Below are 20,354 nucleotides of genomic sequence, written 5' to 3' on the forward strand. Positions count from 1 at the left end.
TCTTTATGTAAATCTTTTAACAGTGATGGTGTGATTTTTTATAAGGTGTAGCTAGAATGTGTGTCTCACTACATTAAAAGAAAGGCGAGTTAAATGCGCATGAGCATTTATTGTGGGCTACTGTAAAACAAATTGAATACGTATTTCTACTGACATCTTGCACTTGACGGCTTCAGGTGATTGAAGAAGAACATAGGAGAGAGCCATCATAGGAAGAAGTATAATTCCTATCGGTTATCTTTCTCATGACTTATGGGATTCGGTAACCGAGAATTAAGTGGTACCTGTGGCGGTTATAAAACCCACATTCCCCACACCCTTTATTTTCATGAATAAAAGGCTTCATAGGCCTGACCGAGCACCTCTAGCAGGCACTGATGGTGCTCATCGAGATTGACATACACCTTCCCTGGCGCATGCCGATGGGCATCCTTTGGATGTCCCGATTCGCTCCCGGCGAATCGGTGAGGACAAGCTCCTGACTATCAGCTAGCATAAGCAGATGAATACCGGCGAAATACTGGAACACCCAGCGCGCAGTGGGATGGGAGAGATGGGTTGACCCATTTGATGGGGAAAGGTATCCCCCTGGGTTTGCAACTGCTCGCGGATGCGGTGTTCCAAGGTCGCATAGACTAACAGGCAAAAGGCCATCATCAGCATCAAAGCCATGATAAGTTGGGGGGATTTAAGATAGAGCGAGGAGGCCAGAAACAGGGGATCTTTCAACCCCGCTCCACCCGATGCTGGGCTTTGTAGGCCTGCAACAGTTCGGCATCGGAGAGGGCGTCGGTATCGAGCTGGTTCGTGGCCAGAATAAAGCCACTGTGTTGACGCTCCTGGTCGGGAGTACCCGCCCGGGGTAGTTCGCTTTCTACTCGGTATTCATCGATATACACTCTCCTCATCTGCCTTTAAGGTTACTTGAATTCGCGTGCCCGGAATACTCTATACTTCAACTCATTTCCAACTCATGCGCCCTCCGCGGTGCGCGTTTAGCGTCTTTTAAGATTACGTCAGCAGCCTTTTCACTTATCATCATAACAGCTGCAACAGGGAAATATCCCGGCACGCGTGGAAAAACGCAGGCGTCAACCACCCGCAAGCGCTTCACACCCCGTACGCGGAAGCGGCTATCTAAAACGGCTGCCGGATCATTGTCAGACCCGATCTTAGCCGTACACGCTGCATGGTGTCCCCAGGCCTCGTCTCGGATATATTGGCTGAGTTCCTCATCTGTTTGAATATCACTTCCCGGATACAGCTCTTGAGCCACATGCTGCTCTGCCTGAGGTTCGTTGAGAAAGCTCCTCGCCAGCTTAACGCCCTTGACTACGGCTTGTAGATCTTCTTCCCCTCCTTCCTGGAAATAGTTGAAATTAATTTCTGGCATCTCCCGGGGGTTGGTAGACTTCAGCGTGACTATACCCGCCGTATTGTTCGTTCGGGCCTTAAGGACCAGCCACGTCCAGGCTGTGCCAAAAGGCATAAGTGAGAAGTCCGGCACGAAGCCATTAAACGCGGTAGCTTGACCGACTAGAAACAGATCCGGCAAGTTGCGCCTCGGGTTCGACTTTACGATGCGGCCATTGTAGGCGGCATTGTTGGCGTATGGACCATAGAATGGGCTTGCGGCACCTGGCCATTGGCCAGTCAACCAAGCCCGCAAGCAAGGATCAATCAGCGGATCGGTCGGGAGGCATTCTTTATACAGATTTAAGGCCTTCTTGAGCTCCGCGACGACACTGATTTCGTAACGATCCTGCAAGTTCTGGCCGACGCCCGGCAAATCGGTCACGACTTTGATACCAAATGCTTTTAATTCTGCCGCCGGACCAATCCCAGACAGCTTCAAGAGTTGCGGAGTGTTGAATACTCCAGCCGAAAGGATCACTTCCCGTCTGGCGTAGAGCTTGAAGGTGCTCGGTTGGACATTCGGATCGTAGAACTTATCGGCCTCATAGAGACTGGAGCCGCGCATGAATTCGATCCCTATCGCCCGCTTACCACGCATTAGGACCTTTGTGGCCAAAGCCCCGGTAATTAGGAAAAGTTTGTTCCGGTGTTTGCGTCGTATGTCTAATAAATGCTCCCGGAGCGATACCCTAACTTTTGTCGCAATATGCATGGGGGTTTTGAATGAGCCTGTAGCGCCCTGGGCAACGATGGGATCATTGGTCTCGATCGGAGTGTTCTCTTGGCCCGCCTCGGCCAGATCTTGGATTTCCGGAGCGAGTTCGTATACTTGTTCATCGAATAGGCTGGCGTTTATATAACCGCGAAAACCGTGACCAGGTGCCAAAGGTTGGCAATATTCGCATTTCTCCAGCCTCTCAAAGTATCGACGCATACGGCTGGCTCGCCATGATTCATCCCCAGTCATCTCCGCAATATCGTCCCAATCTTGATCGTGAGGATAGATAAAGAGCATGGCATCGTGAGCAGCCGACCCTCCAAGGGCACTGCCGCGCGGGTACAGGATACCCTTGTTGGGAACAAACTTTGAATCGCGTGCTTGCTGAACCGCATCGCTGTAGTGCTTCACGTAAAAGTCCCAACTCAATAGAGGGTGTTCCGCGGCAGCGGCGGCGAACGCTGGCACTTGGTAAAAAAGTTCCGTGTTCGGATCGATACTTAGTGCCTTTTTACCCTCCGGGTCAATGCCAGCCTCGAGCACAGCCACTGTATAACCCGCCTTCGCAAGTCGGGCAGCAACGGGGCCACCGCCTGGACCCGATCCCACAACAATGTAATCAACAACCCCTAACCGTTTATGTCTGCTATGTCTGCCACTTACTGCCGCATCTACAGTTGAAAAAAATGGCCCCACAGCCGCTGTGAGACCTGCCACAAATAGCCCACGGTTAAAGGATCTTCGGTTTATTTTCACATCCCAATCATCAGGAAACCGGTTGTTCGTATCTTTACTTTTCATGCCTGCTTTCTCCCTTCATCTGTCTCAGCAGAATCTTTAGGTAGAGTGACTTATGATTACCAAGTTGTTGAAAGTAAAGCGCCCCATCCATTTGCCTGGCATGATGAACTTCGGCTAAGAAATCCAACGCAAGCAAGGAGAACAGGTGTATTTGAAGTATATACTGGGAAATACAGTAATGCTCAAAAAGTAATGCTGTTTATCCCGGGATAAGGTCTTAAAAAAAATACTTATAAAATCGCTCAAGGTCATGAAGCCAGTGTGAAGCCCAGGGACGTCGAAAATTTGCGACCAGGGAAGGGACAGACAAGATTGGATAATCAGGCGTAGAATGACACCGAAGCGTGATCGACGCAGAGGCTAAGTAAGCGGATGGGAAATCGCCTTTCGGTCAGAAATTGTGCGCATGCTCCATCGCGGGGAAAACGGGCTTGCCACTCAAAAAAACTCATTCCTCATACCAATTTGCATTCAATTGAGTACAAACGATACTGCTATTTCCAGACCTTCAAAGCAATATTTAATACTTGGTTGATCGCAAATTGGTATCAGCTTTAATCACTATCTCCGTTTTTTACTATTATCTCAACTCGTAGACAGAGAGCGCTGAGAATTGTTTAGAGGCACTTATCACAATTTATATTGCCTGACAGCAAAAGCTTTAAACTCTCCATGTAACCGGGTCAACTTCATTAGTGGGTGGGCTGATTGTGAAGACATCCACAAGCCGAAACTTCGGGCAATCCCCTTCCCCTTGAAAAGATTCCACGGGGCGGTCAATTCCAATTACATATCCCGTCAATTTTTTTGGCGTCAGCCTAAAGCGGATGAAGTGGCGATAGCTCTCAGACCGGGCACCTCCCCCCGCTTCATTGTTATGGCCATTAAAAGCGAGAGCCACAGCCAGATACCAGCCAAACCAGACGCAGCTTAATACTCCTCCCAAAAGAAACGCGGCCGCCAGGCGTCCCCAGGTCACTGCCACCGGTGAGCCCCAGCCCGCCCCAACCATTGCGGAGATACCCACAAGTCCCCATAGCCATAAGAGCTGGCGACCTAACTTCTCCTGGTGAAAAAGAGTGTCATTCTTAAGGGAATCCCGCGTGATGATCCAAGCGGTAAGTAGTGTCGCCAAGATAGTCCCGCCAACCACTGCCAAAATCATTGTCCAGGAACTATAGGCCACCAACAAAAAGGGAACCCCAATTTGCAGCACGGCATGCCAACCTCCTAGCGCAGCAAATCGCCATTTTCCAGCTTTTTCCTGCAAATTACTTCCCACGACCACAGCAAAAAGAATCAGTCCGCCAAGGGTAAGCAGCAGAATTAAAGCTGTCAGCGTATCGGAGAAGACTACCGAGACAGGATACATACCGTAATGCCATAAGCCATAGCAGATACTGACCACCGCAAATAACATTAGAATCCACAAGGGGGTGTAATCCCATTGGACTACCCTGTGGGCTTTGGCCCGCTCAAGCAATACATCGCTATAGCGACGGCTAGCCACAATACTCACCAGGGAAGCCATCCCAAACAGGAATACCAATACACTGGCTAAAAAGGGATGTGGATGGCCCTCGGGCCCCCAATAGATAAAAAACCCTATGGGCGCAAAAAGGGCTAAGTGAAATCCAATAAACTGATAATGAGCACGAATCCAGGCTCCCGGATCGCTCTCCATCGCCGCTTCAAAAAAAGGCTTGGTGCGAATCGCGCTAACGATTAACAAAGCCAGTAAGACAACGGCATAGCCCAAATCCCAATAATACGCATTGCTGGGATTAACCCACTCAATGGCCAAGGCCGCTTGAATGCGGCTGAGCAATGAATCACCATCCTGGTGAAGGGGTCTTAACTCAGCGGGAAGCAATTTAAAAATCGACCAACTGCTCTCTGGAATGGCAGCGGCAAAGTAAGTCAGCAGTGCGATAAGAGCACCTGCCAGCCAGATATAGCCGCCTTGGAAAATATTCCACGGTTTCAGAAGACGCTTTGTTATTAACTGATGAGAATCCTTCCGGGAAGGATAAAGCCGACTTTCCGCAATCTCCTCAACGTCGGTATGGGAAGGATGAAGGAAAGCACCGCCGCCGCCTGCAACCACCGAGGCATAATTAAGGCGGGTATTTTCAGCCTTCTCTGCAAGACCTTGGCCCCAATAGCGAGCATAATGATGAATGTCTCCCGAGATATCAAGCCGGCATTGGGAGGAAGGCAATTTTCCCCCTTTGGATTGAAGAAAACTGGGCTCGAGGCCCAGCTTTTCAAAAGTCTCAACAATTTCCTCATCTTCTTTAGCACACCTTCCAAACTTAACGGCAGGTTCTGGCGTAGCAACAATTAATTTATCTGGCACTCGCGGCGCCGACTCCACAGCACCCTCCGGATTACCAAGGGATGAAAAAAATGCGGCCTGCCGCCGATCAATTTTTCCCCCTTGGGCATCCAACCCCCAGAACCACCATCCATAGGGTAATTTCAAGGCCACATAGGTGGCTTCTTGAACACGCTCGAATCCCTTGAGCTTCAGTTGAGGTTGAGCGTCCCCGGACTCCTCAATATTTTCCAAGTTAAAAGGTTTGCAAAACTGGCGATTAAATCCATCCAGGGCATCATAATAATCGTGATTTCCTGGTATCCCATAAATGGGCCGCCGTGCGTCAGGTCTTATCTCTTGCCCAAAGATATCTTCATAGGCCCAATCAAAAGGTCTCTGAAATCTCTCCGCCAGGGTGGCATAATCCGCAATATGGTAAGCCGTGTCCCCCCCTACAAATAAAAATTCGCCCCGTGGCAATTTGAAAGCATTTCCTGTGTCATCGGCTAAAGAAACTGTTTTAGTTTCTTTATTGAGATCGGGCGCGCTATTTTCTTTTGGAATCCAAAGATCATGCATGCATAAGTAGGCAATATTGTAGGTTGCACATTGCCCGTCGCCAGAATCGGCAAGATAATCAAACCAAAAGGCCTCCCCCTCGGGCGCCTCCCCATGGCGCTCATTAACCTCGGCCCGCATCCAATCCCGAGAGTCAAGCTTATCCCCAAAAAAAGCGTAAATCGCAATCCACTTAAGGCCCGCGATCAATTGACGCCCAAAAAGCCAGGCCACTGGCCCTTTAAATGATCGGCCTGACCTCGACCGTTCTAACCCTTGCCCTTGGAACATAGCCATTAAAGCCCCCTATCGCACAACATGCTTCAACACCCTATCGGCCCTAAAGGACATTTTTAAATGGCGTCTGAGCCAGGGTTGTTCAACACCAATCGGCACCCCTTAGAACAGTGCCATTCTGATAGCAAAACTCAAGAAAATACAATGATGATTTTATTTTAAATTAGAAAAATACAAGGGGGTTAAGGAACATACGGAAATAATTAGAAAACTCACGGAAAAATACTTTAGTCCCAGATTCCTCAACGACAATAATATCATCGGCATGAATTTCCGGATCGGGGGCAGCCCCCTGCCGGATATCCTCAATATTATAATAAAAGACTTGTTTATCATTTTCGCCCGTAGAACGGAACAGTTTTATCCCGCCTTTATCAGCAACCTGGTTTACCCCTTGAGCTGAGGCAATAGCCTGCAAAAGAGTGGTTCTCCCTTGAATGGGATAAATACCAGGTTTAATAACTGCTCCTTCTACCGTCACCCGCTGGCTGGCATATTCCTCAATGAAAACGCTCACCTGAGGGTCTTGCAAATACTTCTCCCCTAACAGCTTAGCCAAGGCTTCTTCCAGTTGCTGATTAGTCAAACCGTTTACCTGTACCGAGCCGATGAGAGGTAAAGAAATAAACCCCTGGGAGTTGACCCGCACCGTCTGGGAAAGCTCAGGCACTTGAAAGACATCGATGTGAAGCAAATCAGAGGGACCAATGCGGTAATCCTCATTTCCCGCCGTCAACTCCTCTTCTGAAGGGGACGACAAGGGCAACTCGCCTTCCTTCGCCGCCTGGGGTTTTAAATCAGAACGCGTGTTTATAGTAGACGTTGGTAACTGGCTTGGTGCTTCACGGGAAGGAGTACTGGCACTGCAGGCTCCCAAAAGCCCAATTACCAAGAAGCAAAGGACATGCCAACACCTCCATCTTTCCCAACAAGGATTCCTTTTGGTTTTCATCGTGCCATCCTCTTTAATTTAAAGCACAAATTTTTTATGACACCGTGCGATTTTTTCTGGATGATTTTTTTGGATTATGATCCGCTAATCTAAACCACAACTCAAGATTTCTGCGACATGTTCTTAGTTACAATTCCTTTGCCCTTGAGAGGAAGGTAGAGATAGAGGCGCTTTTCACCCCCACCCTTACCCTCCCCCTGAAAGGGGGAGGGAATAAAAGATGGAGGGACTCCTTCGACACAACCCCTTCCCCCCTTGCGGGGGAAGGTGGGGATGGGGGGGACCTCCCTACCATTGCCTTCTTCCATCAAGGGGGAGGGAATATAAAGAGGGAGAGCCTCCTTCGACACAACCCCTTCCCCCCTTGCGGGGGAAGGTCGGGATGGGGGGAACACTCTTAATTCTCCAGAAACCACCCATAAGTTGAAGCGATACCCTCACGCAAATCTATCTGGGGCTGCCAACCTAGCTGCGTTAATCTCGCCGTGTCCAACAGCTTGCGCGGTGTCCCATCGGGCTTTGAGGTATCCAATACAATCTCTCCTGAATACCCCACGACGTCCTTTATCAATCGAGCCAAATCGGCAATCGGGATATCTTTGCCTACCCCCACATTGATGATTTCCTCCTCATCATAATGCCGCATCAGAAAAACTGCCGCGTCTGCCAAATCATCCACGTGGAGAAACTCCCGTCGAGGAGTACCGCTTCCCCAAACCACCACTTCAGGGGCGGAAGAACGCTTAGCCTCGTGAAATTTACGGATCAGCGCCGGTAGCACGTGGGAGGTTTTAAGGTCAAAATTATCCCCGGGTCCATAAAGATTAGTGGGCATGAGGGAGATCACATTAAAACCATACTGACGCCGGTAAGCCTGGCCCATTTTAACGCCGGCAATTTTTGCCACGGCATACCACTCATTGGTAGGCTCCAAAGGTCCCGTCAGCAGAGAGTCTTCTTTTATAGGCTGGGGGGCATATTTGGGATAGATACAAGAGGAGCCCAAAAATAAGAGCTTTTTGACCCCCCACCGATACGCCGCATCAATAACATGAGTCTGAATCTGGAGATTATCATGGATGAATTCGGCCGGGTAACTGCTATTGGCCAAAATTCCTCCTACTTTGGCCGCCGCCAGAAACACATAGTCGGGCCGTTCTTGCTCAAAAAATACCTCCACCGCTTGGGGGTCCCGCAGGTCCAATTCCCGGCTGGTTCTACAAATCAAATTTTCAAACTTCTCGGCCTTCAGCCGGCGTAAGATAGCTGATCCCGCAAGACCCCGATGCCCTGCTACAAAAATTCGTTCAGCTGGCTGCATAGCATCATCTCACTCATAATAATCAAATGTCCGATACCCTTCCCGGCGGCAAAGCACATCCCGCTGAGCGTACTTCAAGTCTTCCACCACCATTTCCTGCACCAGCTCATCGAAGGTGACCTGGGGTGCCCAGCCAAGCTCCCGGTACGCCTTGCTGGCATCGCCCAGTAGCGTTTCCACCTCGGTAGGACGAAAATAGCGGGGATCAATCCGCACCAGGATATTCCCCGACTGAATGTGGCCATGTTCCGCGGCTTGCCCCTCAACTGCCGTCACCACTGCCACTTCATCCACCCCCTTGCCTTCCCAGTTTAAGGAAATCCCGAGCACCTGCGCCGCCCGCTCTATGAGTTCCCGCACCGAGTGTTGCTCACCTGTCGCGATCACATAATCAGCCGGTACGTTCTGCTGTAACATCAGCCACTGGGCTTGCACATAATCTCGGGCATGGCCCCAATCCCGTCGCGCTTCAAGATTACCTACATACAAGCAATCGTGTAATCCCAGAGTGATACGTGCTAATCCCCGGGTGATCTTGCGGGTAATAAAGGTCTCCCCCCGCACCGGGGATTCATGATTAAACAAAATCCCATTGCAGGCATACATGCCGTAAGCCTCCCGGTAATTCACCGTGATCCAATAGGCATACAGTTTGGCGGCAGCATAGGGTGAGCGGGGATAGAAAGGCGTCTGTTCGTTCTGAGGCACCGACTGCACCTTGCCATAAAGCTCAGAGGTAGACGCTTGATAAAACCGCACTCTATCTTCTAACCCTAGAATACGAATTGCTTCCAGCAAACGTAGCGTCCCTAAGGCATCCGCATTGGCCGTGTATTCCGGGGTCTCAAAGGAAACTGCCACATGGCTTTGGGCCGCTAGGTTGTAAACCTCATCGGGCTGAATTTCTTGGATAACCCGGATGAGATTAGTGGCATCGGTTAAATCGCCATAGTGGAGAATAAACCGCCGCTCGGGTTCATGGGGATCTTGGTAGAGATGATCAACACGATCCGTATTAAAAAGCGAAGCCCGGCGCTTGATACCATGGACTTCATAGCCTTTTGTCAACAAAAATTCGACCAAATACATTCCATCCTGGCCGGTGGCCCCAGTAATTAACGCCTTTTTCATCCCTTCTCTTTTCCTTTTCAACCCATTGCTCAATAAACTTCAAATTTTTTCCAAAATCTGCCCGTGATAGGCAGGAATGCACGCCTCCTGCTCACACTCCCTATTTCTCGCTCAGGGGGAAAAGTAAGCAGCGGCTTTAAAACCCTTTCTTCTTTCCTTTAGATTAAAGAAGAAATTAATAATTATTATAGTACGGTATAAATTCCTTCTCCCTGGGAAGAGGGACTTTTTCACCCCCACCCTCACCCTCCCCCTTCAAGGGGGAGGGAATGGAAAACAAAATGCTCGCCTCCTTCATCAGAGGGGAGGAATGGAAAACAAAATGCTCGCCTCCTTCATCAGAGGGGAGGGAATGGAAAACAAAATGCTCGTCTCCTTAATCAAGGGGGAGGGAATAGAATATGGAGGGCCTCCGCCCACAACTCTTTCCCCTTTAAGGAGAAGATGGAAAACTTCTTTTCTATATAACCCCTTCCCCCTTTAGGGGAAGGCAGAGAACCTCCTTCTTACAACCCCTTCCCCCTTTTAGGGGGAAGGCGGAAAACCTCCTCCACAACCCCTTCCCCCTTTTAGGGGGAAGGCGGGGATGGGGGTAAAGTATCCCCATGCAGTGCATACCAAATAGCGGTTATCACCGCCTCCGTAGAACTCAACACCTCGTGATTCCAAAATCGCAGCACGCGGAAACCCCGTTGCGTTAGCCATTCAGTCCTCCACTGATCATAATCCTGCTGCTCACTATGTTGTCCCCCATCTACCTCGATAACCAGCTGCGCCTCCAAACATACGAAATCCACCACATAATGCCCGAGGGGATGCTGGCGGCGAAACCGATAACCTCCTAACTGGCGCCTGCGCAAATGCTGCCATAACTGCCTTTCTGCCTCACTTGGCTCACGCCGAAGCTCTCGGACACGTTGCTTAACTAACGAACTGATGCGGGTGCGGTGGGACATAGGTTCAACCCCCATCCGATAGCCTTCCCCTACTAGGAGGAAAAGAACAAGAAGGAAGGGAATAGACAGGAACTTAGCCTTCTCTATACAGGGGAAGAAGGGAACAAGTAAAAGCCTATAGCGTTTCCCGAAAATAGAAAAACGCAAGTATTAATTATCAGGACTTTACTTGCTCAGCCTGGCTGTATTTCTCCTACAAGGGAAACGCTATGATCTCCCGGTAAGAGAGAGTGAAGATGAGTGGGATTTTTCACCCTCACCCTCCCCCTGAAAGGGGGAGGGAATAGAAGATAGAGGGCCTCCGCCCACAACCCCTTCCCCCTAAAGGGGAAAGCAGAAAATCTCCCTCTACCCCCTTCCAGGGGGAAGGTAGGGATGGGGGTGAAACTTTTCCAGTAAGGATGGATAAAACCAACCGCAACGATCCAGGAGTAAAAGGCTCTAATCATCCCTTTTCTACCCCTAGAATTAATCATTCGACCATTCGCGTAATCCAGGGATGCAATCTTTCATCAATTGAAAATCCCGATCACTATGCAATAGAAATAGATTATGCTCCACGGCGATTTGCGCGATTAGGCAATCAACCGCACTGCGTATCGTCACTCCATTGCGCCGGCGGCGCCCGTATATCTCCGCGGCACGCCTATAGGTATCGACATTATCCAACGGATGATAAAACCGCTGCGTTGCAAAATAATCTATCAACACGTGCAAGCTTTCCGGCGAATCCGCCCCCTGAAGTATCTCCTGGTAAATAATGCCTGTGATGCCGAAAGGATAATCACGATCCAAAATCCCGTTTAGGGCCCTGGTCCCAGGCGTGTCTCGGTCACGCAGAAAATCTATCCAGACCGACGTGTCGACCAGTATCACGCATCATCCTTGTCTTCACGTAATGCCTTGTAGTCATAATCCGGTCGGATACCGGCCCGGCCTCGCAACTCCCGCAGGTCCTTGCGCTGGTGATGCTCAACAAATTCCTTCAACGCCAGATGCACCAGTTCTTTCTTACTTTTCACAGGGGCACAGCGAAAGGCCGCTTCCAGCAGCTTGTCATCTAAATCAATATTGGTCCGCATCGCACACCTCACTATGCACATTAAATGCTGTCACTTTTCGCAAAAATCTGGGCGACATGCTCAATCGGGTGCAATACCGCCACGATAGTATTGTCATCAACAAGGATGACAAACCCGTTGCCGTGTTGGTGGACGCCCAACTGTTCGCGCGCATTCGTCGCCTGCAGGACCGCTTTGATGCCTTGTCCAAGCCCACTGAAGCAGGCTTTGCCAACACTCCCGAAGCCGAGGGGCTAGCTGAAATTGACGCTGCAGTTGCCGAAGTGCGGGCACAGCGCAAAAGACGCTGAACCGACATGGTCACGCTACGGGTCGTGCTGGACACCAATGTCCTGCTGTCTGGCATCGCCTATCCGGGCAGCATCCCTGGCAAGATCCTGCTGCGAATTTATAGATCGGCCATTACGAGGATTGAATGGCGGCTAAGAACAGAGGATGCGGCGTCGGTGTATAAGGATTGATCACAGTAACGCCACGCCAAGTAAAACCATTCTGCATATCTTCGCTCAACAAGAGCCGACAACGATTTTCGGCAGCGACAGAGAGAATTAAGGCATCCCAAATCTGTAAACTGTGATCAGCTGAAAGATCCATCGCTGACTGAAACGCCACCCAAGTAGAATCAACCACTTCAAAACTATCCCCCCAATTAAGAATGGCTTCACGTGCCGCCGAGTGACCCCAATGAGCCTTGCCGGTAAGCACGCGATAAAGCTCCCCGAGGATCTGGGCGGGCAAGAGGATGAGTTCTTGAGGCAGTTGGCTAAGAAGCGTGAGAGAAACATCAAGTCTCGTTTGATCACCAATCCCTTCAGCGTAGGCAAGGACGTTAGTGTCAAGGGCCACTCTCACTGTCAGTCCTCATATAACTCGTCGCGGGTCCAGGTTCGTATGCCAGTGGCTCGCTGGCGACGCAAGCGCGCTAATAAAGCCTCTTTTGCCGCATACCGTTGAGCATCCGCCTTCTCAGCCGGGCCGATGATTGCCACGGGTTTGCCACGAGAGACAACTACAAAAATCTCACCTTCCTTGACCTCCCGCAACACATGGGAGAATCGACGATTGGCCTCAGCCGCAGAGACTGTTTTCATAAAATCCCTATAAAGTAGTGTTGTACACTACTTTATAGGGATGAGCCTACCTCGTCAATGGAGGAATTCGCGTCTCAATAGATGACTTCTTGCTGTCCCCCTCGGCCGCCTACCTCCCAGGACTATTTCAGCTTAAGCGCCCCGAGTTTGAGCAACTCCAACCACTGGCTTTCAGTGTTGAAATTAGTATCTCAGCAAAATTTTGAGAAGAATATGGTCGGTTTTGCGCTGCTCAACCGCCCCTACGAGCCGGCAAGTAGCGGGCGCCGTGCGCACGAGAGGAATATACCGGCTAAGATGAATTGGCACTACGATTTTCTTGCTCTCGGAGCCTAGGGTGGGGAGCACCCGAAGTCAAAGCGCATGGAGCGGTAAAGACCCCGAGACCAAGGTCATCCCTTCGCCAAGAACTCCTGAGAAACGAGAATTTATCGGACTGATAAGCTTTTGAATGGACCAAATTAAAATTAGTCACGAGAAAATTCCAAAAAGAGGGAAGATGAAGATAAATGGGATTTTTTCACCCCCACCCTAACCCTCCCCCATCAAGGAGGAGGGAATAGAAGATGCAGGCCCTTCCCCTTCAACTCCTTCCTCCTTTTAGAGGAAAAGCAGAAATTCCTCTACAACCCCTTTCCCCTTTTAGGGGAAGATGAAACTCCCTCTAACTTCTTCCCCTGCTCAGGGGGGTGAAAACAAACAAGTATCCCCTACAACCCCTTCCTCCTCTCAGGGGAAGGAAGAATCCCTCTAGCCCCTTCCCCTTTTCAGAGGAAGGCAGCCCCCCTCTAACCCCTTCCCCCTTTCAGGGGGAAGGTAGGGATGGGGGTAAAACTTTTCCGACAAATTTTTGTAAGAATAAAACCATCCCCAACGGTCTGATCCGATTGCGCTCCAGATTGTATTTAGGGCCCTGGTCCCAGGCGTATCCTGATCGTGCAGAGAATCGATCCAGACCGAAGATCCCGTAGGCAAACCTACCCGCACAAAAAACGTATTCGGCGCTTCAGCCCTGGCAAGCCGCTGTGGCTGGTGCGCTCTCTAACTGTCTAAGTGCGACCTCGTGGTTAAGCTCACCCTCCAAGGAGGAATCCCTTATTCCTCAACTGCACCGAACACTTCGTCCCAAATCACCACCAGATCTGGAAACCGGGTTGAGGCCATCGTATCCCCTTCGCCAAAAACATCGGGGCGACCGTAATGTCCTGCTTCCAACGAATAGCGCAAAACCGTTTGGTCGAGGGGATGGACCAGCCAATATTCCGCAACCCCCGCCCGCTCGTAATGATCCCGCTTGATGCCCTCATCTTTCTTTGCAGTGGCCGGAGACAACACCTCCGCCACCAAGTCCGGTGCACCGCGAATGAAGCGTTCACTTATCTTTGTCGAGTCACAGACCACCAGTAAATCCGGCTGCACCACCGTCTCCACTTTACCATCCGCTTCGTCGGCTCGGGGCAGCAACACATCCACCGGCGCAGCCAATACGCGGCAGTGGCGACCGCGGAAAAAATTACCCAAAATCAGGCCGAGATTGAACACCACGCGCTGATGAGTCGTCGAGGGGGCCGGGCTCATATCGAAAGCTTCGCCAGCGATCAATTCCCAACGCTCCTCCTCCGACCAGGTACAATAATCTGCATAAGTCCAGTGCCCAACTTTCTTCAATGCAGCCCTTGGCATAGGAAGCGCACCTCTTGAACAAAAGATAGATGGGAATGGAGACTAACTCCGAGACTAACCTTAATTTAATACTACAGCATGCAGCAAACCAATCACCAGATTTCTATAAAATGCAGGAATTCCCCTACAATCGTTAACTGCCCTTTCACCCCCACCCTAACCCTCCCCCATCAAGGGGGAGGGAATAGAAGATGCAGGCCCTTCCCCTTCAACTCCTTCCTCCTTTTAGAGGAAAAGCAGACCCCCTCTAACTTCTTCCTCTTCTCAGGGGGGTGAAAACAAACAAGTATCCCCTACAACCCCTTCTTCCTCTCACGGGAAGGCAGAATCCCTCTAGCCCCTTCCCCCTCTTAGGGGGAAGGCTGGGATGGGGGTAAGAACCATTAATACCCCCTGACTTTCCCTAGAAGCGCTAAAAGAAGAAAGGGATGGGAGCAAAAACAGGGAAAAGGAATCAGGACAAGATCACCGGGTTTACATGTCATTCCAGATCTCGTCTTCGGCATTGTCCCAAACATGCCGCATGGCGGGTTCTTGTGTTAATTGAAGCTCACGGATTTCTTGGTCCCGCAGTCCGTGCTTGAACTCGATAAATTCGATAAAATCCAGGACTTCCTTTGCAAGCGGCTCTGGGAGTTTCTGCACTTCTTTTATGAGCTTATCGACGGTACTCATGGCTTTGCCCTTAATCAGAGAATTATCACCTCGCCTAACCCGTTTAAGCGAGATTCCGCTCCTCAAGTCAGGCTATTCACTTGTAAACAAACCACTGCGATCATCATGCCATATTCCAGCATCAAGTTCCCCTACAACTCCTCCCCCCCTTTTCAGAGGAAGACAGCCCCCCTCTAACCCCTTCCCCCTTTTAGGGGGAAGGTCGGGATGGGGGTAGGAACAAAGGCATACTCTCACCAACACCACCGCCAGAGGCAAGCGTCACTTAGAGGATATTTGCTCTCTGGGTTGGTAAGTACTGGAGGACAGAGCGCGCATCACCTTCCAGGCACGGCGCACACCCCAGAAATAGACGAGAAATACTCCCAAGAAGGCGTAGAACATCAACCACTGGGAAACCCCCGTATAGTGGCCAAGGAAACCCAACCCCGCCAAAGTGAAAGCCATGGTCACCATCATATTTACCGCTAGCGGCACACTCCAGCCCGCCACCAGGAAAATGTGATGGAAATGCTCCCGATCCGGAGCAAAAGGGGAACGTCCCTTCAGAATACGCCGCAAGGTAATGCTAGCCGTATCCAGCAGGGGCAGCGCCACCAGCCAGAGGGCGGTTACCGGGGAAATGGGCGCGGCGGGTTTCTGGGACAGGGACACCAAAAACCAAACGAGCGCGTAACCTAAGAACATACTCCCCGCATCGCCCATGAACGCCAAGGCTCTATGACGGCCGGGGAAGCGGTAATTGAAGGCAAGAAAGCCTGCGACCACCGACACTAACACCAGCAAGATACGCTGGTCCCCCCCCATCCCACCATTGGCAGCAGCCCAGGCGAGGAATAACAAGGTTGTCAGAGCATACATGCCCGATAGGCCGTCCATGCCGTCGCTCATGTTGAAAGCGTTAATGACTCCCACCACACCGAATACGGTGAAAGGTACTGCCCAGGCCCCTAAATGCACTTCCTGGGCGTCGAAGAGAAAACCCAGGTTCTCTACCACCACACCGCCCCCCACGGTCATCAATAGGGCGGCAATAACCTGGGATAGGAAACGAACCCAGACGGGCAATTCCCGAAAATCGTCGAGAATGCCTATAATCACCAATAAGGCACTGCCGGCGAAGAAGGGCCTAAGATGGGAAAGGGAATCATTGATGGAAAGGACGGCAAACAAGAACCCACAGAACATGGCCGCCCCCCCCACCAGGGGAGTCTCAACCCGATGATTCTTGCGCCCTCCGGGCCTGTCCACTAAGCCGATGCGAAAAGCCAGTGGAGTTGATACCCAGATGAGCAGTGCAGTGACTCCAAAACCAAGGAAATAAGGCAGAGAATCCATAAGCTGAAAACCTCTTTGAGCAATCACGCCACTTCTGCAGCGCTGTTCTTTCTTTTTTTCTCGGATGCTCCTGAAATCAGGAGTGGTTTTTGGCGACGATAGGGAGGTTCTGTCTTTGAAAAGCGGAGATGTCCTGTCCGTACTGTCGAACCACTTGGATCGCCAGAATGGAAATCAGGGGCAGAGATGCCGAAATTTCTGTGCCAGGGCTACGGCCGGCAGTTGATAGAATTGCTGTTTGGAGTTTCATTGGGGATAGGGAGCGAATGTCACTGCTGGACATCGCCCGGAGGATTCAGTTTTTGGAGTGCTCATTTTGAAGCAAAATTAATATTCTCCCCTTGCAGGAGAAAGCTAATAGATGGAGGCTTTAGCGGGAGGGAGAAGAAGAGGCTACTTCCTCGCCAGATTCTTCCGCTTCTATACCTTGCGCAACTCCCAAGATTTCACACCACTGCCGCATTGCAATAGGGTGGTCGAAACGTTGCTCGAAAAACCGCCGGCTATTAACCCCCATCTCATCGCAACGCTTCCGGTCCGCCGCAAGGGCTTCAATGTGCGAGGCAAGACCTGCACCATCCCCTGTCGGGATTGCGTAGCCGCAGTCCCCCTCTTCCAGCAACTGGGCGATCTCCCCCTCCGTATCCCCCACGAATAGCGTAGGACGCCCCGCCGCAGCTACGCCATAGAATTTGCTGGGCACAATAAACCCCTCCAATTCAGGCCGTAGGGAGATAAGATGTAGGTCAGGTAGGCTTAAGCTTTCGGCCAACCATTCCCGGGGCTGATAGGGACGGAACTGCACATTGGCAAGGCCCTGCGCCTGTACCGCCGCCTCCACTTCAGTCCGGCGTGGACCATCACCAATGAAAAGGAACACTATGTCCTCCCGGCCGTTGAGTCGCCTAGCGGCTTCCAACAGCGTCTCAAACTCGTGGGCCCGTCCCAAGTTACCTGAATATCCCACAATGAACCGATCCTGCAGTCCCCATTCCGCTCGCAGGGGATTCCGATCCGGAGCGACCGGTCGAATCCGCTCCCCATCCGCCCAGTTGTGGATGACCTGGATATCCTCCCCCGGTACACCGAGCCCCTGCAGCTTTTCTCGCATCCGCTCACCGATGGCCACGTTGGCCGCTGCCTGGCGCAACGAGCCGTTACGCACACGCACCAAGCCGCGGCCCAATACACCATGAAAGCCGCGCACGCCCAAAGCAATCGCCACCTCCGGAAACAGGTCCTGCAGCCAGTTGACCAGATGCCCTCCCCGCCACTTGGCCACCCAGGCGGCGGGCACCGAGATGAGGGGTGGATCGGTTTTGGCCACCAGCACATCCCCCGGCCGCAGCAGCCGCCACAAGGCAAATATCGCAGCTCCGTAGAAAGAAAAATAATCGACCGCTCTCCCCACCAAGCGCCCCCGCCCGAAGCGGGTAGTGGGCACCCGATGAACCTCCACCCCGGCCACTTTCTCCCTCGCCAGCAGCTCGGCGCTCGGATCATCATAGCGCTGTCGGCTCGTCACCACATGCACGTCAAGCTTTCCATCTGCCAACGCAAAAGCCAGATCAGAGAGCATCTGGCTAGTCGCGGAATGGTCGGGGTAAAAGTAGCGGTTACAGAAAATAATTCGTCGGTTGTGCGAAAAGGACATCATGAAATGGTTTATCGTATTCTAAACACACGTGTTGGATCAGGATTTCAACCCCTATCCTAGCCTTCCCCTATAGGAGGGAAGGAAATAGAGAGAAGGAAATAGAGAGAAGGAAATAGAGAGAAGCTTCACTTCTGCTTATCCATCTCTCCCACTGTAAGGGGCCGTGTCCTCGCTCCTACCTATCCATCCCCTCCCCCTTGAAGGGGGAGGACGAGGGTGGGGGTGATCTTCTCCTGCAAGAAAGAGAGAATAAAATCCTCATCTTCCTCTCAAGAGAGATAAAGCACTGGATTGGCTCTTTTCCCTTGAGGGCCAAAACGAGTAAAAGATCTGCCTCTGAGTAGAATAAGGAGACAGAATTAAATCTCTTCCCCCCTTAGGGGAAAGGCTCGGAGGGGGGGACTTATTCCCCATCAAAAACGGTCACATACCACGCATTCTAGCCAGACGATCTGAATTTGATGGATCAGGCATACGTAGCTTAAGAGCTTATCTTGGAACAAGGGCCGCTTTATCATTTCGGTAAATGCGTTACCCAAATTGCCGTCCTGTATCAACCTGCCATCCGGGCGACGTACCACTGTCCCATGACTAGGCTATCCATCTTTGTGCGCAGGAAACAATCCAAGGCCTCCTCTGGGCGACAAACCACGGGCTCATTCTCATTGAAAGAGGTGTTGAGCACGATGGGCACGCCGGTCAGATCATGGAACGCCTCGATCAATCGATAATAGCGGCGGTTAGTGTCACGGTAGACTGTCTGCAATCTTCCTGATCCGTCCACATGAGTGACGGCGGGAATCAGAGCACGCTTCTCCTCGCGGATCTGGAAAACCTTCATCATGAAGGGTACGTCATCATCCTCTTCAAACCACTCACCTACTTTCTCTCGCAGGATGGAAGGAGCAAAGGGGCGGAAAGATTCCCGGCGCTTGATCTTGAGATTGAGGATATCCTTCATATCGGTGCGGCGCGGATCGCAAATAATAGAGCGGTTGCCCAATGCCCGGGGCCCCCACTCCATTCGCCCTTGGAACCAACCCACTACCTTCCCCCCAGCGATAGCTTCGGCAGTGCGCCGGCACAGCTCCCCTTCCTCAGCAATACCTTCGACTATACAATTCGCCGCTTCCAGTTCGGACTTCTTCTCCTTTAGCAACGCCGCAACCTCCTCGTTGCTAAACTGTGGTCCCCAGTAAGCGTGATCCATCACAAAATTACGCTTTACCTTTATCCCGAGCTGATGATGCACCACGAAGGCAGATCCAATAGCCCCTCCGGCATCCCCGGCCGCCGACTGAATATAAACCTTCTTAAAAGGCGTCTTTCGCCGTATCTTTCCGTTAGCTACCGAGTTCATCGCGCACCCGCCAGCCAAGCATACCGCCTCTAAACCATGGCGTTCGTGGAGGCAGTTCAACAAATGGAAAAACGCTTCCTCGTACATCGCCTGCACTGAATGGGCAATATCATGATGCACCTGCTTCAAGGGCTGATCCTTGGCGCGCTTGGGCACCCCCACTAAGCGTATAAGTTCGTCATTGAACAATTCTCCAACGACTGGCGAGCCACTAGCCCATTCGTATTCGATCTTTTCCTTGTGATGACGAAACAAATCCAAATTGAGAGCATAGGAGCCATCTGCTTGAGCCAACACTATCTGGCGCATTTGCTCCATGAAGGCAGGCTTCCCATATGGTGCTAAACCCATCACTTTGTACTCGTCACCATAGTTTGGGAAGCCTATGAACTGGGTCAATGCCTGGTAGAAAATCCCCAACGAGTGCGGGAAAAACACACGATTATCGATCTCGATGCGATCGTCCCGACCGACCCCCCAGGCCCCACTTGAAAAATCCCCAAATCCATCCACGGACACAGCAACCGATTCGTCGAATGGAGAAACCAGATGCGACGACGCCAGATGCGAAAGGTGATGCTCAATATAATGCACTTTCCCCTTCATGGGATGATCCGGAAATGCCGCATTCAGTTCATCGTCTATGCCAGCGCGCTCGCGCTTGTTCTTAATGCGATCAAGCACAAATCGGAGATCCGGGCGGTTCTTCAGCGTATAGCCAACCTTTTTCAGAATATTCGCCATAGGATCTGTGTTAATAGCGATGTGATCCACATCTCCGAGAACCGCCCCAGCTTCGGCAAGACAGTAGCGGATTGCTTCCGATGGAAAGCCAGCCCAGTGCTTTATGCGGCGAAAGCGCTCTTCTTCAGCCGCCGCAACCAAAGCCCCACCCTGCAGAATGCAGGCAGAAGAATCTCCGTGAAACGCGTTTATGCCTAGAATCAGCATGGTTCCCCTTGCATAGGCTCAGTAGCCGAAAATCATGCCCCGAAACT

Annotated in this window: 16 protein-coding genes and 1 pseudogene; 1 reads left to right on the plus strand and 16 read right to left on the minus strand. The window is 51.3% G+C overall.

Translation table 11 applies throughout. From position 1 onward, the window contains the following. Positions 1-326: 326 nt before the first annotated feature. The 9 genes and pseudogenes from E3U44_RS20725 to E3U44_RS16615 form a co-directional block, all read right to left on the minus strand. A pseudogene (locus tag E3U44_RS20725) lies at positions 327-827 on the minus strand (hypothetical protein); the annotation flags it as partial. A 128-nt stretch (positions 828-955) separates the two neighbouring features. Beyond that, the gene (locus tag E3U44_RS16580) at positions 956-2,935 is read right to left on the minus strand and encodes a GMC family oxidoreductase (protein WP_134359203.1); all 1,980 of its coding nucleotides are present in this window, start codon (positions 2,933-2,935) and stop codon (positions 956-958) included. A gap of 661 nt (positions 2,936-3,596) precedes the next feature. Then, on the minus strand, positions 3,597-6,110 hold the full coding sequence (locus tag E3U44_RS16585; protein ID WP_240761621.1) for a hypothetical protein: 2,514 nt from the start codon (positions 6,108-6,110) through the stop codon (positions 3,597-3,599). A 163-nt stretch (positions 6,111-6,273) separates the two neighbouring features. Beyond that, positions 6,274-6,876, minus strand: coding sequence for a polysaccharide biosynthesis/export family protein (locus tag E3U44_RS16590; protein WP_240761623.1), 603 nt, complete (start codon positions 6,874-6,876; stop codon positions 6,274-6,276). 583 nt (positions 6,877-7,459) lie between these two features. Continuing rightward, positions 7,460-8,383 carry a GDP-L-fucose synthase gene (gene fcl / locus E3U44_RS16595; RefSeq protein WP_134359205.1) on the minus strand — a complete coding sequence of 308 codons (924 nt, stop codon included), beginning with the start codon at positions 8,381-8,383 and terminating at the stop codon, positions 7,460-7,462. A gap of 9 nt (positions 8,384-8,392) precedes the next feature. Next, entirely contained in the window at positions 8,393-9,514 is a 1,122-nt protein-coding gene (gene gmd / locus E3U44_RS16600) for a GDP-mannose 4,6-dehydratase (RefSeq protein WP_134359206.1), read from the minus strand. Between the two features lie 569 nt (positions 9,515-10,083). After that, complete coding sequence (locus E3U44_RS16605; RefSeq protein WP_206054827.1) at positions 10,084-10,485, minus strand: endonuclease domain-containing protein; 402 nt, start codon at positions 10,483-10,485, stop codon at positions 10,084-10,086. A gap of 453 nt (positions 10,486-10,938) precedes the next feature. Next, positions 10,939-11,346, minus strand: coding sequence for a type II toxin-antitoxin system VapC family toxin (gene vapC / locus E3U44_RS16610; protein WP_134359207.1), 408 nt, complete (start codon positions 11,344-11,346; stop codon positions 10,939-10,941). Beyond that, entirely contained in the window at positions 11,343-11,540 is a 198-nt protein-coding gene (locus E3U44_RS16615; protein WP_276321991.1) for a type II toxin-antitoxin system VapB family antitoxin, read from the minus strand. The genes vapC and E3U44_RS16615 overlap by 4 nt, the downstream gene beginning before the upstream one ends. Here E3U44_RS16615 and E3U44_RS20435 point away from each other — a divergent pair. After that, positions 11,450-11,842 (plus strand): type II toxin-antitoxin system Phd/YefM family antitoxin, encoded by a 393-nt coding sequence (locus E3U44_RS20435; protein ID WP_276321992.1) that lies wholly within the window; start codon positions 11,450-11,452, stop codon positions 11,840-11,842. The two genes, E3U44_RS16615 and E3U44_RS20435, sit on opposite strands and share 91 nt — an antisense overlap. A 112-nt stretch (positions 11,843-11,954) precedes the next feature. Here E3U44_RS20435 and E3U44_RS16630 read toward each other — a convergent pair whose 3' ends face one another. The 7 genes from E3U44_RS16630 to E3U44_RS16660 all read right to left on the minus strand — a co-directional run bounded on the left by E3U44_RS16630 (position 11,955) and on the right by E3U44_RS16660 (position 20,307). Next, positions 11,955-12,404, minus strand: a complete 450-nt coding sequence (locus E3U44_RS16630; RefSeq protein WP_134359210.1) for a PIN domain-containing protein — start codon at positions 12,402-12,404, stop codon at positions 11,955-11,957. Between the two features lie 2 nt (positions 12,405-12,406). Beyond that, on the minus strand, positions 12,407-12,643 hold the full coding sequence (locus E3U44_RS16635; RefSeq protein ID WP_134359211.1) for a type II toxin-antitoxin system Phd/YefM family antitoxin: 237 nt from the start codon (positions 12,641-12,643) through the stop codon (positions 12,407-12,409). Between the two features lie 1,095 nt (positions 12,644-13,738). After that, complete coding sequence (locus E3U44_RS16640; RefSeq protein WP_134359212.1) at positions 13,739-14,326, minus strand: Uma2 family endonuclease; 588 nt, start codon at positions 14,324-14,326, stop codon at positions 13,739-13,741. A 474-nt stretch (positions 14,327-14,800) separates the two neighbouring features. Then, positions 14,801-15,001 (minus strand): DUF2281 domain-containing protein, encoded by a 201-nt coding sequence (locus tag E3U44_RS16645; RefSeq protein WP_134359213.1) that lies wholly within the window; start codon positions 14,999-15,001, stop codon positions 14,801-14,803. A gap of 261 nt (positions 15,002-15,262) precedes the next feature. Further along, positions 15,263-16,339: an MraY family glycosyltransferase gene (locus E3U44_RS16650; RefSeq protein WP_134359214.1), complete on the minus strand. Its 1,077-nt coding sequence runs from the start codon at positions 16,337-16,339 to the stop codon at positions 15,263-15,265. 370 nt (positions 16,340-16,709) lie between these two features. Beyond that, positions 16,710-17,996, minus strand: a complete 1,287-nt coding sequence (locus E3U44_RS16655; protein ID WP_206054828.1) for a glycosyltransferase family 4 protein — start codon at positions 17,994-17,996, stop codon at positions 16,710-16,712. A 553-nt stretch (positions 17,997-18,549) separates the two neighbouring features. Then, positions 18,550-20,307 carry a carbamoyltransferase family protein gene (locus tag E3U44_RS16660; protein ID WP_134359215.1) on the minus strand — a complete coding sequence of 586 codons (1,758 nt, stop codon included), beginning with the start codon at positions 20,305-20,307 and terminating at the stop codon, positions 18,550-18,552. Positions 20,308-20,354 lie beyond the last annotated feature (47 nt).

Origin of the sequence: Nitrosococcus wardiae, assembly GCF_004421105.1 — a bacterium.
GTDB classification, from domain to species: domain Bacteria; phylum Pseudomonadota; class Gammaproteobacteria; order Nitrosococcales; family Nitrosococcaceae; genus Nitrosococcus; species Nitrosococcus wardiae.

Coding starts and splice junctions, on each gene's coding strand:
- E3U44_RS16650 (WP_134359214.1), bottom strand. CDS start 16,339: ATGGATTCTCTGCCTTATTTCCTTGGTTTTGGAGTCACTGCACTGCTC.
- E3U44_RS16640 (WP_134359212.1), bottom strand. CDS start 14,326: ATGCCAAGGGCTGCATTGAAGAAAGTTGGGCACTGGACTTATGCAGAT.
- E3U44_RS16580 (WP_134359203.1), bottom strand. CDS start 2,935: ATGAAAAGTAAAGATACGAACAACCGGTTTCCTGATGATTGGGATGTG.
- E3U44_RS16660 (WP_134359215.1), bottom strand. CDS start 20,307: ATGCTGATTCTAGGCATAAACGCGTTTCACGGAGATTCTTCTGCCTGC.
- E3U44_RS16585 (WP_240761621.1), bottom strand. CDS start 6,110: ATGGCTATGTTCCAAGGGCAAGGGTTAGAACGGTCGAGGTCAGGCCGA.
- E3U44_RS16635 (WP_134359211.1), bottom strand. CDS start 12,643: ATGAAAACAGTCTCTGCGGCTGAGGCCAATCGTCGATTCTCCCATGTG.
- fcl (WP_134359205.1), bottom strand. CDS start 8,383: ATGCAGCCAGCTGAACGAATTTTTGTAGCAGGGCATCGGGGTCTTGCG.
- E3U44_RS16605 (WP_206054827.1), bottom strand. CDS start 10,485: ATGGGGGTTGAACCTATGTCCCACCGCACCCGCATCAGTTCGTTAGTT.
- E3U44_RS16645 (WP_134359213.1), bottom strand. CDS start 15,001: ATGAGTACCGTCGATAAGCTCATAAAAGAAGTGCAGAAACTCCCAGAG.
- E3U44_RS16655 (WP_206054828.1), bottom strand. CDS start 17,996: ATGATGTCCTTTTCGCACAACCGACGAATTATTTTCTGTAACCGCTAC.
- gmd (WP_134359206.1), bottom strand. CDS start 9,514: ATGAAAAAGGCGTTAATTACTGGGGCCACCGGCCAGGATGGAATGTAT.